We start from the raw sequence: 14,141 nt of genomic DNA on the forward strand, positions 1-14,141 counted from the left end.
ATGACCAAAGACACTAAGATCTTGATTAAACAACCTAGAAGTCACAAAGATGGCCATTTATTTGAAGTCAATGATGCAGCAATCGAATGGATTGAGCAGTATCAACATTTCAAGGGTGTTACCAAAAGCATCATAGAATTGCTTAATCTCATTTCGCTACGTGGAATGAGCAGCAAAGACGGATTGGTTTCGACCACTGAACTCATCGATGCAACAGACGGTCAAATTACCCGTGCAGCTATCCAACAGCGCTTACGAGCGGCAGTGAACATAGGTTTATTTGGCCAAACTCCAGTACGTTTTGAAACAGGCCTTGCTGGAAAAACCATGCTGCATAAGTTTGTAAACCCATCTTTGCTTATCACAACTTTAGGTACCGGAAGTTTACAAACCGAAACTAGTAAAAAAACCGCGAAGAAGAAAAAAACCCAGGCACTTGCTCAAACTCACGTTAATAAACAACTGCTCAGCGAACACGGATTAAACAATCCACCCGCAATGTTAGACGAAGCCGATCAATTTGTCGTGTCTCCAACTAACTGGGCCGGTATTATTGATCAAGCATTAGCGCCGCCAAGAACCCGTAAAAACTACCAAAAATCAATGGTTTCAATTTCGGGGACACGTGCAGTAATCGAAACTCGATCTTCCAAGCACATTATGACCGTGGATGATCTCATGACTTTGTTTGCGCTGTTTACCCTAACCGTGCAATACCACGATCATCATCAAGATAATTATCACATCAATGCTCAGATTGCGCCGAATAAAACCCCATTGTACATCACTGATATCCTGTCTCTTAGGGGCAAAAAAGACAGTGGTCCGGCGCGTGATTCTATTCGTGACAGCATAGACAGAATTGAATACACCGATTTTCAATTACATGAATTAACAGGGCAGTGGTTAAGTGAAAACATGCCTGAGGGCTTTAAAAGTGATCGTTTTCGTTTCTTGGCTCGAACAATCACCGCCTCTGAAGAAGCGCCAACCGAGAACGAAGCAGGTGAGATTAAAATCAAACCTAATCTCTATATTTTGGTTTGGGAGCCGTCGTTTTATGAAGAGCTGCTAACACGTGATTATTTCTTCTTGTTCCCACCAGAAATTTTACGTCAGCACACCTTGGTGTTCCAATTGTACTCGTATTTCAGAAGCAGAATGTCACGTCGCACTAACGACAGCATGTTGCTCAGTGAGTTAAATCAGAAACTGGCGAGAAACATAGAATGGCGTCGTTTCTCGATGGATTTATTACGCGAGCTGAAGAAGCTGTCTAACGGTAAAGGCAATGATGAACTGTTTGTGGTGAACTTGTGGGGCTATCACCTAACACTGAGCGTCTTAGAAACCAAAGGCAAAGTGAAAGACTACCAAGTTGATATCAAATGTAACGCGGAAGAAGTGATTCGTTATGCTCGAGCTAGAACCACCAATGCCGGTAAGCGCAACATGGCGCCGACCTTGCCTAACCCATTGCGCCACGAAATGGTTTCTAAGAAGAAACTCGATGAGTTAGCGGAAATCATCGATGGCGAGTTTGAGCCAATTCAGCGTAAGAAAACCTCTCCAAGAGGGCATTTAGGCCGCCGAGTTAAATTACGTAAGCACTTAGTAGAGATCAACGCTGAAGAGATCACCATAAGTTTAACTAAATATACCTCTTCAGAGGCTCTTGAACGCAGTATAACGGCTTTGTCAGCAATGACTGGTCATTCACCGGTATCTATTCGGGAAGAGTGTCAGGAGCTATTAGAGAAGCTAGATTGGTTAAGAGTGGAAGACAAAGTGGTGAGTTACGAAGCCCTTAGTCGCACCATTGAGTTGTACAACCAAGATTCTGAAGGTGTGCACCTTTCGATCGAACGCTTGATCTTAGGTTTAGCGGTGCGACGTAAAGTGTGTCGACAGATCTTTGAAGGGCATTACGATGAAACGGTTATGCGAGTCCTTAGAGAGATCGCTTCAGGCTCTTGATCATGCTTCCGCATAGATCGTGATTAACATAAGATCTATGCGGGGTTTTTAGTTCGCAGACGGCTTGAGCACAGGGATTGGAGATTCATTAAAAGGGTAGTGGGTTAAAAATTTAACATGCGTTTCTATTTGATTTTGCAGTTCTACTTGCCACTTTGGATCGGGTTGTTTTTTGCAAAACTCAAAGATCAATACCATTATCTGCTCTAATTTACGACAGCAACTGCAGCGAATATTTTGATCCACTTCAGCTCGACACACCACAGATTCTAAACGAGCTTGCGCCAAACATAGATACGAGTAGGCACCGGCGGTATTCCCTTGCTCTAAATGGTGCTGATAAATACGTGCGCAGCCATCTAACCAATATCCTAATCCCTGACTTTGCTCGATCGATAATTCTGGCCCCCATAACTCTGACGGAGCATTATTGATAAGTCGGGCAAGCGTTTCTACTTGATCATGCTTCCGCACTTTATGCCAATGCGACACTTGCTGTTGCCACTGATCCAGCTGATTCACGAAAACCTCCCTCTTCAACTATATTCATAATAAGTGTAAATCAAAAACGGTTAAAATGTAGTCAAATGCAGTCTATGCCAATAAATCAAAAACACGCTTGATAACTGCATCACATTTTAGTTCTAAAACTCTTAACAGGGAGGGGTTAGGTTGATATCAATATCGAGGTCAGAAGAACTCAGCTAAATTACTAAAATAGCCAAGGGTTCTGTTATTAAGCAGTAGGGTAAAAACCCTATAAATTATTGTTATTCTAGGAGCAAAGCGATGTCTATTAATTCTATAAGCCGAGAAGAGATGCAAGATCTCGCGGGTTCGTGGGATGAATTGAATGCAACCCGCGCCACTACTTCGAATAAACAGTTAAAATCTGCAGAGGCAAGACGCCGAATAGAACAAATGCGTGAAATCAGGGAAAGTGGATTGACACTGGAAGAAGCTCGAGAGTTGGGGCTGTTGCATTAATTTTACCCCGTCACCAGGTCGGTACTTAATTTGATTAGACGCGTATTAGATTAAGTACACAGTGGTGACAAAGTGTTCCGTAATTAGTGATCCAATATTAATTACGGTCTTGAAATGCATACACTATGTTTAAAACGGTGTATGCATTTTTGTTTATATATCAAAGTATTATTGTATAGATTGCAGTGGTTTGTGTGCGAGCGAAAGCAATTTTCGAATGCTGTTTTTGCCTATAAATTCAGCCACTTTACAGTGTAAATTTTCTCGTTTTTTCATCCTCTGAAAATGTGTTATATTACGCAACACGAATTCGTATAAAAAACCTCACATGTCGATAAATCTTTCTAAACTTCCTGCTGAAGACAAATACCGCGTTGAGTTAGACAAACAAGCATCTTATTTGGTGTGGAAAGTCAAAAACTCGCAGGGTACTGAACTCGATATTTCAGAGCAACGCAGCAAGCTTAAAAGCGAACAACACGTGCTTTGGTTTGATGAGTCTGTTGCGAAATATCGACAGATGATGAATTTAAAGCCAATCACGGCAGTTTAACCCGCTAGAATGAGCAGTTGATTGCTAGGATTGGTTAAGGTAGTTTTTTGGATTACCAGCTGCGTGCTGGTGACTGTGACTTTTTCTGAGACATAGAATTAGAGAGTAGATCCCGATGGGAAGAAGTTTTGAAGTGCGCAAGGCCTCAATGGCCAAAACAGCTGGCGCAAAAATTAAAGTATATTCTAAGTACGGTAAAGAAATTTACATGTGTGCAAAGAACGGTGGTTCAGATCCAGACATGAACTTGTCGCTAAAGCATTTGATTGCGAAAGCGAAGAAAGACCAAGTTCCTGCGCACGTTATCGATAAAGCCATTGATAAAGCGAGCGGTGGCGGTGGTGAAGATTACCAACCAGCACGCTACGAAGGCTTTGGTCCTGGCGGCACAAGCGTTATCGTTGACTGTCTAACAGATAACGGCAACCGTACTTTCCAAGACGTTCGCCAATGTTTTGTTAAAGTAGGCGCTAAAATCGGTGTTGAAGGTTCTGTTTCACACATGTTTGATCATCAAGCTGTATTCCAGTTTAAAGGTGAAGACGACGAAGTGATTCTAGAAGCTCTTATGATGGAAGACGTTGACGTAACTGACGTTGAGCTAGAAGACGGTGTGATCACTGTATTCGCTCCGCATACTGAGTTCTTCAAGACTAAAACTGCGTTAAACGCTTCTTTCCCTGATATTACTATGGATGTGGAAGAGATCACTTTTGTACCTCAAACTCAAACCCCAATCGCGGGTGAAGACGCAGAGAAATTCCAGAAGTTCCAAGATCTTCTTGATGACTGTGATGACGTACAACAGGTTTACCACAACGCTGAACTGTAATAGTTTAAGTAAATCGTCTTTTGATCTAATGTAATGGGATCGGAGACTGTGAATTGTAGAGCAAGCTATTGGCTTGCTCTTTTTTTTGCATCAATTTTATTGATACGCGTGGTACCCTGAATAGAAGCACACTATAGCGATAAGCAGGAGCAAATTATGAGAGTCAGTTTTCTAGGTTTAGGGGTCATGGGATACCCGATGGCAGGTCATTTAGCGAAAGCCGGTTTTGATGTGCGTGTTTATAACCGCACCACCAGCAAGGCTCAGCAATGGGTTGCTGACTATATTGATGAAACTGATTATACAGGGCAAGCATTTACCACTGTTGCTGAGTGTGTTGATGGCGCGGATGTTGTTTTAGTCTGTGTCGGCAATGATGACGATGTACGCAGTGTCACTACCTCGGAAATTGGCGCTTTGGCGCACATGAAAGCTGGCGCCATTCTCGTCGATCACACCACTACTTCTGCCAACCTTGCTGAAGAGTTGTTAGAAGCTTGTACTAAAGCGCAATTACGATTTATGGATGCTCCTGTGTCTGGCGGTCAAGCAGGCGCAGAAAATGGCGTTCTAACCGTGATGTGTGGTGGCGAAGCATCAGACTTTGATGCGATGCAATCCGTGTTTAAAGCTTATGCGAAATCATCTGTATTGATGGGTAAAGCAGGGCAAGGTCAGCGCGCTAAAATGGTTAATCAAATCTGTATTGCAGGTGCGTTAACTGGGTTATCTGAGGGCTTATTGCTTGCTGAGAAATCAGGTTTGGATGTACAAACGCTGGTGGATTGCCTGAAAAATGGCGCGGCAGGTTCATGGCAGATGGAAAACCGAGCGCAAACCATGGCGCAAGATAAGTTTGATTTTGGATTCGCCATTGATTGGATGATCAAAGATCTGGGTTTCTGCTTAGAAGAAGCAAAGCAACATAATTTGACGCTTCCTCTTACTCAAGCTAGCACTGACGCTTATAAAGCGCTATCTGAAGAAGGGCTAGGGCGTATGGATACGTCGGTTTTACTGAAAGCAATTCGTAAACAAGCGGAATCTTAAGCGCGGATTTGTCATTACCCAGTAATCAATTTGTCGTTTCATCGGCAAACACTATATACTTCAGGTATTACTTCCATTATCAAATTTAACGTGCCGTCCTAGGACGGCACGTTTTTTTACTAGGAGCGGCAAATGTCTGCAAAAAAAGAAATCCAAAACCTGAACAACCGAATCGATAAATACAAACATAAACTTGCCGCGGCAGTTGAAAGACGCGACCAATCTATCATTCAACAATTTGAAAGAGAGATGGCGAAATTAGAAAAGCAAGTTGCTCAACTTAAACACAAAGAAAGCTACGATCTCAACAAAGAGCGTAAAGAACTTTCTGACAAACCATTTTCTCGTTCTATCACTAAGCAAGAGCAGGCCGATATGGGTCAACTTAAGCGTCGTGTGAAAGGACTGGTTGTCGTGCACCCTTTAACTAAACTAGGTAAAGCATTACGTGTGGATGAAGTAACCGGTTTTGCTGATAAAGAGTTTTAATCACTGCCAACCTATCAAAAATGAGATTTAAACTTGCTGATTTCGTTGGTTCAAGTAAAATACGCATCCGGTTAAAAAATAATCAGATAGCAAGGTATCAATGAAAGAGCATGTGATAGTCACCGTCTCCACTGTGGATGGTACGCGTCATTTCCAGTTAGGAAAAATATTACAGCGTTGTCTTAAAACCTTCGGTTATTTCATGGTGGCAGCAATTATTGCTGCCTGTGTGTCTATTTATTATCTCAATAACGAAGTTGAATTTGCGGTTTCTAAACAAACAGAGTTGCAGAACCGCTCTTTAAAACTCAGTGAAGAAGTCGAACATTTACAAAATCTAAAACTGGAACTCGAAGGCGACCTTGGTGCTCGTGAAGAACGATTACAACAAGTGTCTGATAGGCTAGGGGATTTAGAAGTTGTTCTTGGGGTATCTGACAAAGACGGTGAGCTGGAAAGTCGCTTAGATGCCGCCGCTGTCACTTCATCTGTTCGTCTTAATATGCTGAACAATATTCCTAACGGTTCGCCTGTTGGGGATGTGCGAGTATCTTCACACTACGGCTACCGTATCCACCCTAAAACGGGCAAAAAAACCTTACACCGTGGCATTGATTATGCGGTGAATACAGGGGCTCCTGTGTATGCCTCCGCCGATGGTGTGGTTGAAGTGGTTAGGCCAAGTGATGTGGGCTCGGGTAATTTCTTGAGATTGCAACACTCATACGGTTTTTCCAGTTCATACTCTCATTTACAAAAATTCAAAGTAAAATCGGGTGATTTTGTCGAAAAAGGACAGTTGATCGCTTATTCGGGCAATACTGGTTTTTCAACGGGTCCACACCTTCACTATGAAATTCGCTTTGTGGGACGCGCTCTTGATCCGCTAGCATTTCATGAATGGAGTGCCGACAACTTTGAATCGCTTTTTGAAAAAGAACGGGGCATCCGCTGGGATTCTTTGGTGGCAAAAATAGAAAGTCGAGCTAGCAATCAGCTTAAGCTCTCTTCGAATAAGGCCTATAAAACGAACTCAGAAGCTACTGACGCAACCGCAGAGCAATAAACCGCGTTCTTATGTAATTGTGTGTTTTTAGGTCTTACAGGCTTTCCTGTGAGACCTTTTTTAGTGCTTGCGAGCAGGCAGGTGCTGCCAGTAGTGCTTCTTCTCTATCGGGATGGTTTTTAACAAGTCAGGGATCGCCACTTCAAATACAATGGATTCTTGCCATTTATCTAGAGGGTAGGCCGATTTTGTGACTGGATGGGTTTTCATCAACTGTTCCACCAGCCCTTTTTCATTGGCGCGGATCAACCCCATTTCTATGCGATAAGCCAATAAAAAGTTTTTATGACTGGTGAAAAAGAACAGCGGCACAGTGTAGTGCAATAATACTTTATCGAATGCCAGCAAAGGTTTATCAGGATTGGCTGCATTGTAAGCTTCTAGCTCTCCGTAGCCTTCGGTAATGGCACGAGGAAAGTAATCACATCTGCCATTGATCAAATAGTCGAACATGGTTTCAAATTTATCGACTCGAATGACGTTATAACCTTGATCTTCGAGAATTTTAGAATCTGGCCACGCCGACCCCTGACATGCCTTTAATGTTTTGAGTTGTTCTGGGCGGCTAATGGCTAAAAACTTAGCTTCATCTTCTGGGCGAATCAGCATCATGCGATACCCAAGCAGTCCCATCAGCAAAGGAAATCGAGCCGCGCGAAATTGCACTTCTCGCTTCACGGTTGGCGCTGAAGCGACAGTATCTAAAATACCTTCAATATCCAGCAGTGGCAGAACCAAATTTTGACCTAACTGTATTGGCATAAAGTCTAATTTAGCAGGGCCAAAATCATGTTCAGTTTCTTTGATAGCAATTTCTAAAAGTGACACTAGATAGCTATGTGAGACATCTTCTGCGGATTGTTTAGGCGCCATGCGTATGATGCGTGGCTGTTGAGTGGACAGTTCGCTGGGCAGGGCTGTGTCGGAATAAGCAGGAAAACTGAGGGTTAATGTAAACAGTGATAGCAATGCGACTACCGACAACACCAATGTCGAAAATTGAAACCTTGTTAGGGCCAATGTCTGCGTTAATGTTAGCGTAGATGTCACTAGGTAATCCTCTTTGATATATGCAATCGCAATCCATGTGTTATTAGTGTAGCAAACCTTTGAAAATTAACATGAAAGCTCATGCCTTACCGATTTTGAACTAAGCTATATTGAGTTGGTTTATGGATGAAATGAGTACGCACATTGTCGTGCTCAAAGAAAAGGACTGTTCGTGGCGAAATATGTTCAATGGATTGTTTTAATTGCTTGGCTCGGGTTTTCGTTTCCAGCACTTTCAGACGCTCAGGTAAAAGTTGCCGGAGCTCGTGAAAGCGCAGAATTGCCAGCGCATTTAGTGGCGTGGGTAGAAAAACATCCTGTGGTCAGATACAGCCCTTCATTTGATTTGCATCCGGATGATTTTATTAACGCGCAGGGTCTGCACAGCGGTTTTGCTAGCGAGCTTTATGCAGCATTAGACAGGGTACTGCCAGTGCGCTTTATTGCTGATAATACTCGTAACTGGAATCAACAGTTGGTGGCGTTGGAGCAAGGGCAGACCGATATTTTAGCCGTATGTAGCCGCACCCATGAGCGTGAAAGTAAATTTTTATTCTCAGAACCCATCGCCATGCAAGCCCCTGGTTTTTTGATTAATAAAGACTCGCCGCAGCTTGCGGATATCAACAATTGGAATAGCGCTACCATTGTGGGCACGATCCAAGGCAGCGCGCTACAAAATCACATCAAATCAGCCATAGACCGAATTCAGCTCACCTATACCGTCGATAATGAACAATCGGTGAACTTAGTCGCTAACGGTTCTATCAATGTGTTTCTTGCGTATCAATCAAGCATGCACTATTGGGCCAAAGTCGGCAGTTTGGATTCAGTGCAGTTCATACCGTTTGCCAATACATTTCCCGATGTCAGCACTGTGTGTGTGCGTAAAGATGCCCCTGAGCTCGTCGAATTGATCAATTGGGGGCTTAAACAAATCGGCCCGGCAAAACTAGAAGAAATGAGAAGTAAATGGTACTCGAATAAACTGGGTGCTTCCGAGCAATTGTTTGAACAAGCCATTGATCATGAAGAATCGTTGTGGCGCGTTGAAAAGATGCGCTGGACTTTCTTTATCATGTTCGCCTCCATTGCATTGTTCGTTTTAATATGGACCGTTTGGCTGCAAAAAAGAAAGCTGTTTCATGAGTTCTTTGGCTCAGCAAATCAAATCAAGATTTTTATCAGTTTGACCATTTCTATCTGTATCGCTTTTATCGTTTCTATCTCTTTGGCTTTAAATACTTTAAAACAAAGTGAAATAGAAAATTATCAAATCCAGCTCGATCTTGCTCAAGATGGTGCTAAAAACCTGTTATATGAATGGGTTGCGGAAAAACGTGCCTTAGTTAAGTTGATACTGACTGCGGAGTTCTCGGTTTTATCTGAGATTATGGGGCAGCTATCTGCCATTAGTGATGATCAAGTTGAGCGCGCTGCATTACTCCAAGAAACGCCGGTGCTGACTAAGATTCGCCAGTTTGTGCATGACCGAGCTTTATTGTCATCTAATTCGGGTTTCTATGTTATTGGTGAGGGCAATATCACCCTAGCATCAGACAGAGATAGCGATTTAGGTACGCAAAATTTACTGTTTGAGAAAGCGCCTAATTTACTGGCGCGAGTATGGGATGGTGAGGTGGTGTTAGTGCCTCCGGTACATACACAGGTGCGATCTATGACTGGAGGCATAGAAGGGACTCCTGATGCTGCGATGTTTTTGCTAAGCCCGATCGCCAATAGTGCGGGGCGGGTAGTGGCTATTTTTGCGCTGGGAATTGACCCAAGAGCGGGCTTTTCTAACTTGTTTCGTATCTCCAATATTGGGCGTACGGGTGAGCAATTTGCTATTAGCCGAGAAGGGATCATGCTTAGCCGAAACCGCTTTGAATCTAAGTTATTAGAAGATGGCATTTTAGGCGATAACCTGACCTCCATTCTTTCTATTACTATGGATTCTAAGTTGTTAGAGCAGACTTTTGCACAGCATCCACTCGATGTGGAAAACGATACTAACCTTGAGAATTACCAAGATTACCTAGACAAGCTAGTGATGGGATCATGGCGCTGGATCCCTGATATTGAGATAGGCATAGTGGCACAAATTGATATGGATGAAGTGCTTAGTGATTATCGCGCCACTCGAGAGGTACTGCTGGGTCTGTTGATCATCGCCCTGATTGTGATTATTGCGATTGCCTCATTTATGATGTTTGTCGGTCGTCGATCCTATCTGCTTTCGCAACGATCTAAGTCAGAGCTTGAAGCGTTGGTCCAAACCCGCACCTCAGAGCTTGAGCAAAACCAACAACTGCTTTCTATTTCCGAGAAAAATACCAAAGCCATGATGCAAGAAGCGCCATCTGCCATTTTAATGGAAGATGATAAAGGGGAGATCATTCAGGTCAACCTTGCCGCCAGTCAACTTTTGGAAAAATCCGAGCCTGAGCTACTTAACAGCAGTTTCGCGCAGTTGTTTTCTGCTGACATTGAAAAGCAAGTCAAAGAAGCGATGGATAGGTTTTGGTTAAAAGATGAGCCCATTGAGCTACTAAAAGACCAACAACTGACCTTAAACTCCTCTAGTGGTGAATTAGTCTACTTAAAGGTCATGCTAACGCCTATTTTGCTGTCTAGCGGGCGTTTTACTCTGATCTCGATTCAAGATATTACCTCACTCATTAGCGCCGCCAACGCCATGAAAGAGGCCAGCAATGCCAAATCTAATTTCTTAGCCAACATGAGCCATGAAATAAGAACGCCGATGAATGCCATTATCGGCATGTCTTATCTGGCCTTGCAAACCGAGCTCAATGATAAGGCGCGAAACTATATCAGCAAAGCTAATGGTGCGGCTGAATCACTGCTGAGGATCATTAACGATATTCTTGATTTTTCTAAAATTGAAGCGGGTAAGCTGGTGGTTGAAAGGGTTAATTTTAATCTCGATAACACCCTAGAGAGCTTAGCGGACGTACTTTCACTTAAAGTGGAAGAGAAGAAACTAGAATTGCTGTTTGATGTTGATCCTCACATTCCTAAAGAGATAGAGGGTGATCCATTGCGCTTAAATCAGGTGCTGCTCAATTTAGGTTCAAACGCGGTCAAATTTACCCACTCAGGAGAGATTTTGATCTCGGTGAAACTGCTCACCTGGCAAGGCAGTCGCTGCCAACTGCAATTCTCGGTGCAAGACACGGGGATTGGCATGACGGCAAAACAGCAATCGCAGTTGTTCCAGTCTTTTTCGCAGGCGGATGCATCGACCACCAGAAAATACGGCGGTACTGGGCTTGGGCTGAGTATCTCTAGTAAGTTGGTTGAGTTGATGGAGGGGAGTATTAGCGCCACTAGCAAGCCTGATCAAGGCAGTTGCTTTACGTTTGATATTTGGGTCGGGGTCAATCAAAGCAAACCGGACAACAAAGAGCGTTATGGGCTCTATGGTATGAAAGTACTGGTGGTCGATGATAACCCCGTCGCTCTTGGCGTGATCCGCGATTTGATTAAAAGTTTGGGAGCCAATGTGTCGGTTGCCAGCAGTGGTTCGCAGGCGCTAGAAACTTGCAACAAAGAGGGCGGCCGGTTTGATTTGGCGATTATTGATTATGACATGCCACAACTTGATGGTGTGGATACCAGTCAGCAACTTAAATCAATCAATGATAAGAAGTTAAATACCTGCCTGATGGTGGCTGCCAGTGTGACAGAGGATAGCTCTGCCTTGCAAAATAACCCTTATGTTGATTTTGTGGTGCGCAAACCCCTAACCGCATCGAGTTTATTTGATGCCATTGTTGATTTGCCACAAACCGATAGTGACCTTCCTATGCTTGAGCAAACCTCGATGCTTGGGTCTCAAGCAAAAGCATCATTGTCAGGGATTACACTATTGCTTGTTGAAGACAACGATCTTAACCAAGAAATTGCCGTCACCTTGCTTGAAGCAGAGTCAATTAAAGTTGAAGTGGCAAGTAACGGTAAACAAGCCTTAGATAAAGCCCAACAGGGTAGCTTTGATGGCATTTTGATGGATATACAAATGCCCTTAATGGACGGTTATTCAGCCACTAAACATCTGCGAGAGATGGGAGTGACCGTGCCTATTATTGCGATGACCGCCAATGCTATGTCAGGTGATAGAGAGAAAGCCCTACAAGTAGGAATGGACGATTATATCTCTAAGCCTATTGATGTCGCAGAGATGTTCAAAGTGCTCACGCGTTGGTTTGCGAAGGGAAATAGCACCAGTGTTGAGCCGGATATCAATCAGGATAGTTGCGATAACGTTCGTATTGATAGTAAAGAACAGCGTGTGACGCTTTCACAACAAGCAGGGCTTGCCTACTGCAATGGAAACCAAGAGTTATATGGACGAATTTTATTGCGCTTTACTCAAGGGCAGGGCGATTTCTTAAATCAGTTCAATAATGCTTGGTCAGAACTTGATTGGGAGTATTCAACCCGCCTTGCGCACACACTAAAGGCCAATGCCGCCAATATAGGTGCACAGCAGTTGCAACAGCTCGCCTCCGAGTTGGAAACATCGGCTGAGTTAAAGGCCGATAGCGAACGAATAATGAGTCAGCTCGATGAAATTACCTTAGAACTGGCAAAAGTAATGAATGAGATTAAGCCTCTGCTAGTAACGCCGCACACAGCAGAGGTAATCGCTGAGGATTTACAAACAGAGGTGATAGATAATAGTGCCGAAGTAGCGCAAGGGATAAAACAACTGCAAACACAGCTATTAGCATTTAGTAGTGAGGCGAAAACTCAGTGTAAAGACTTACTTGATATGAGCTTACCTGCCGATGTACGACAGGTGCTGATTGAAGTGGATAACGCGCTAAATGGGTATGACTTTATCTCGGCAGCTGAGCTGATTAAGTCGTTAAAACCGGAATAAACCGAATGTTGAATAACAAACGCTCCCCTAAAAAGGGGAGCGAAATAGCTTAAGAGTGGAAGCTTTCAAGCTCCGAAATCGTGGTTTGTGATACCAAAGTGCCATCCATATAAAAGCGCACATTTTGCCCTTCTTTGATGCCAGTTAGGGTTGCCGTATCTCCGTTTTGGTACAGAATATCCATTTGCACTGTATTCTCGTCAATTTGTACCATCTCGCCTGTTTCGATAGTTCGAGTATTAGAGACTGGTCCTATAGGCGCATCAGTAAGGCTTGGGTCTAGCTCATCGTTCATTTCAAAGTGAGTCTCCACTTTTGAATCAAAGATGTGTGGCGAGCCACTAATCGGGTTTTTACCTGTCCAGAATTCCAGTGAGTTGAACACCACATAATCGGCGGCAGTGGTAATGCCATAAACTGGCGCTAGTAAAAAGTTCACCCCCGCTCTCGCATATCGGTTATCAACAACTTCAACGTTAAATTTCATTACTTTCCCTGTAATGGCATTGCTACCAATACAACCAGTGAGTGCTGATGCCAAAACTGTTAATCCAATTACTTTAAGAGCGATTTTCTTCATTACATTACCTGTTTTAATTAAAAGTGTTTGTCGTCGGAACAGGTGTAGTATCGGCCAGATTCGCTGGTGGCTTTTACCATATTATGCCACTTGGTGTATTGGGCGGAGTTTTTGTTTTTATTGCTTTGGAGTCTATTGAATGTTGTTTTTATGAGCGTGATTTGAACGTAATTTGAATGTAGAAACTGAAATAAATGATGGAAACATAATTTAAGTCAGCATCTTAATATTTATAATGTATATTACTTTGCCTTTATTTTATTGTGAAACTATAATTTCCTTTATCAGTGGTTAAGTGAAAAAATAGTTTTACTATGAATGCAGATACTAAGAGCTCTATATCCTTAGATAAACGCAGTGCGGTTGTCTTTCCCAAGCATTTAAAGTCTTTAGAGCGACTAGGTGAAAACATCACACTTGCGATCAAGCGGCGAAAACTAACACAAGACATCATGCACAAGCGAACAGGTTTATCAAAGCCAACGCTACGCAAAATTTGTAAAGGCGATCCAACGGTCTCTATTGGGCATTATGTCAATGTGCTTGCAGTTCTGGGGTTGGTAGAAGATGTTGAGGTAGTGGCTCGTGATGATGCTCTAGGAAGAAAGTTACAAGATATAGAGCTTCTTCGCTCAGGGAGAAAGTAAT

Annotated in this window: 12 protein-coding genes; 9 read left to right on the forward strand and 3 right to left on the reverse strand. The window is 43.1% G+C overall.

Going from position 1 to position 14,141, the window contains the following annotated elements; translation table 11 throughout:
- The gene (locus QV280_RS12965; RefSeq protein ID WP_152820203.1) at nucleotides 1-1,977 is read left to right on the forward strand and encodes a replication initiator protein RctB domain-containing protein; all 1,977 of its coding nucleotides are present in this window, start codon (nucleotides 1-3) and stop codon (nucleotides 1,975-1,977) included.
- A 48-nt stretch (nucleotides 1,978-2,025) separates the two neighbouring features.
- Here QV280_RS12965 and QV280_RS12970 read toward each other — a convergent pair whose 3' ends face one another.
- Nucleotides 2,026-2,499 carry a hypothetical protein gene (locus QV280_RS12970; RefSeq protein WP_023403247.1) on the reverse strand — a complete coding sequence of 158 codons (474 nt, stop codon included), beginning with the start codon at nucleotides 2,497-2,499 and terminating at the stop codon, nucleotides 2,026-2,028.
- A 267-nt stretch (nucleotides 2,500-2,766) separates the two neighbouring features.
- Here QV280_RS12970 and QV280_RS12975 point away from each other — a divergent pair, with 267 nt between their 5' ends.
- From QV280_RS12975 to QV280_RS13000, 6 genes are all read left to right on the forward strand, one after another.
- Nucleotides 2,767-2,964: a PA3496 family putative envelope integrity protein gene (locus QV280_RS12975; RefSeq protein WP_152820205.1), complete on the forward strand. Its 198-nt coding sequence runs from the start codon at nucleotides 2,767-2,769 to the stop codon at nucleotides 2,962-2,964.
- A 328-nt stretch (nucleotides 2,965-3,292) separates the two neighbouring features.
- A complete protein-coding gene (locus QV280_RS12980) occupies nucleotides 3,293-3,517 on the forward strand; it encodes a DUF3283 family protein (protein ID WP_021714478.1) in 225 nt (74 codons plus the stop codon).
- A gap of 115 nt (nucleotides 3,518-3,632) precedes the next feature.
- On the forward strand, nucleotides 3,633-4,349 hold the full coding sequence (locus tag QV280_RS12985; protein WP_023403249.1) for a YebC/PmpR family DNA-binding transcriptional regulator: 717 nt from the start codon (nucleotides 3,633-3,635) through the stop codon (nucleotides 4,347-4,349).
- Nucleotides 4,350-4,505: 156 nt separating this feature from the next.
- Nucleotides 4,506-5,399, forward strand: coding sequence for an NAD(P)-dependent oxidoreductase (locus QV280_RS12990; protein WP_152820206.1), 894 nt, complete (start codon nucleotides 4,506-4,508; stop codon nucleotides 5,397-5,399).
- A gap of 132 nt (nucleotides 5,400-5,531) precedes the next feature.
- Nucleotides 5,532-5,888: a YibL family ribosome-associated protein gene (locus QV280_RS12995; protein ID WP_152820207.1), complete on the forward strand. Its 357-nt coding sequence runs from the start codon at nucleotides 5,532-5,534 to the stop codon at nucleotides 5,886-5,888.
- Between the two features lie 100 nt (nucleotides 5,889-5,988).
- On the forward strand, nucleotides 5,989-6,954 hold the full coding sequence (locus QV280_RS13000; protein WP_023403252.1) for a M23 family metallopeptidase: 966 nt from the start codon (nucleotides 5,989-5,991) through the stop codon (nucleotides 6,952-6,954).
- A gap of 60 nt (nucleotides 6,955-7,014) precedes the next feature.
- On the opposite strand, the gene QV280_RS13005 is transcribed toward QV280_RS13000, so the two are convergent.
- The gene (locus QV280_RS13005; protein WP_152820210.1) at nucleotides 7,015-8,004 is read right to left on the reverse strand and encodes a hypothetical protein; all 990 of its coding nucleotides are present in this window, start codon (nucleotides 8,002-8,004) and stop codon (nucleotides 7,015-7,017) included.
- Between the two features lie 172 nt (nucleotides 8,005-8,176).
- Here QV280_RS13005 and QV280_RS13010 point away from each other — a divergent pair, with 172 nt between their 5' ends.
- A complete protein-coding gene (locus tag QV280_RS13010) occupies nucleotides 8,177-12,913 on the forward strand; it encodes a response regulator (RefSeq protein ID WP_152820211.1) in 4,737 nt (1,578 codons plus the stop codon).
- A gap of 49 nt (nucleotides 12,914-12,962) precedes the next feature.
- Here QV280_RS13010 and QV280_RS13015 read toward each other — a convergent pair whose 3' ends face one another.
- On the reverse strand, nucleotides 12,963-13,493 hold the full coding sequence (locus QV280_RS13015) for a DUF3332 domain-containing protein (RefSeq protein ID WP_152820213.1): 531 nt from the start codon (nucleotides 13,491-13,493) through the stop codon (nucleotides 12,963-12,965).
- A 314-nt stretch (nucleotides 13,494-13,807) separates the two neighbouring features.
- Here QV280_RS13015 and QV280_RS13020 point away from each other — a divergent pair, with 314 nt between their 5' ends.
- Nucleotides 13,808-14,140 (forward strand): helix-turn-helix domain-containing protein, encoded by a 333-nt coding sequence (locus QV280_RS13020; protein WP_023403256.1) that lies wholly within the window; start codon nucleotides 13,808-13,810, stop codon nucleotides 14,138-14,140.
- Nucleotide 14,141: the final 1 nt, after the last annotated feature.

Source organism: Vibrio sp. B1Z05 (genome assembly GCF_052955985.1).

Bases quoted from the DNA above. Each gene is read 5' to 3' on its own strand.
- QV280_RS12980 (WP_021714478.1), top strand. From the start codon at position 3,293: ATGTCGATAAATCTTTCTAAACTTCCTGCTGAAGACAAATACCGCGTT.
- QV280_RS12975 (WP_152820205.1), top strand. From the start codon at position 2,767: ATGTCTATTAATTCTATAAGCCGAGAAGAGATGCAAGATCTCGCGGGT.
- QV280_RS12965 (WP_152820203.1), top strand. From the start codon at position 1: ATGACCAAAGACACTAAGATCTTGATTAAACAACCTAGAAGTCACAAA.
- QV280_RS13015 (WP_152820213.1), bottom strand. From the start codon at position 13,493: ATGAAGAAAATCGCTCTTAAAGTAATTGGATTAACAGTTTTGGCATCA.
- QV280_RS13000 (WP_023403252.1), top strand. From the start codon at position 5,989: ATGAAAGAGCATGTGATAGTCACCGTCTCCACTGTGGATGGTACGCGT.
- QV280_RS13020 (WP_023403256.1), top strand. From the start codon at position 13,808: ATGAATGCAGATACTAAGAGCTCTATATCCTTAGATAAACGCAGTGCG.
- QV280_RS12985 (WP_023403249.1), top strand. From the start codon at position 3,633: ATGGGAAGAAGTTTTGAAGTGCGCAAGGCCTCAATGGCCAAAACAGCT.
- QV280_RS12995 (WP_152820207.1), top strand. From the start codon at position 5,532: ATGTCTGCAAAAAAAGAAATCCAAAACCTGAACAACCGAATCGATAAA.
- QV280_RS12990 (WP_152820206.1), top strand. From the start codon at position 4,506: ATGAGAGTCAGTTTTCTAGGTTTAGGGGTCATGGGATACCCGATGGCA.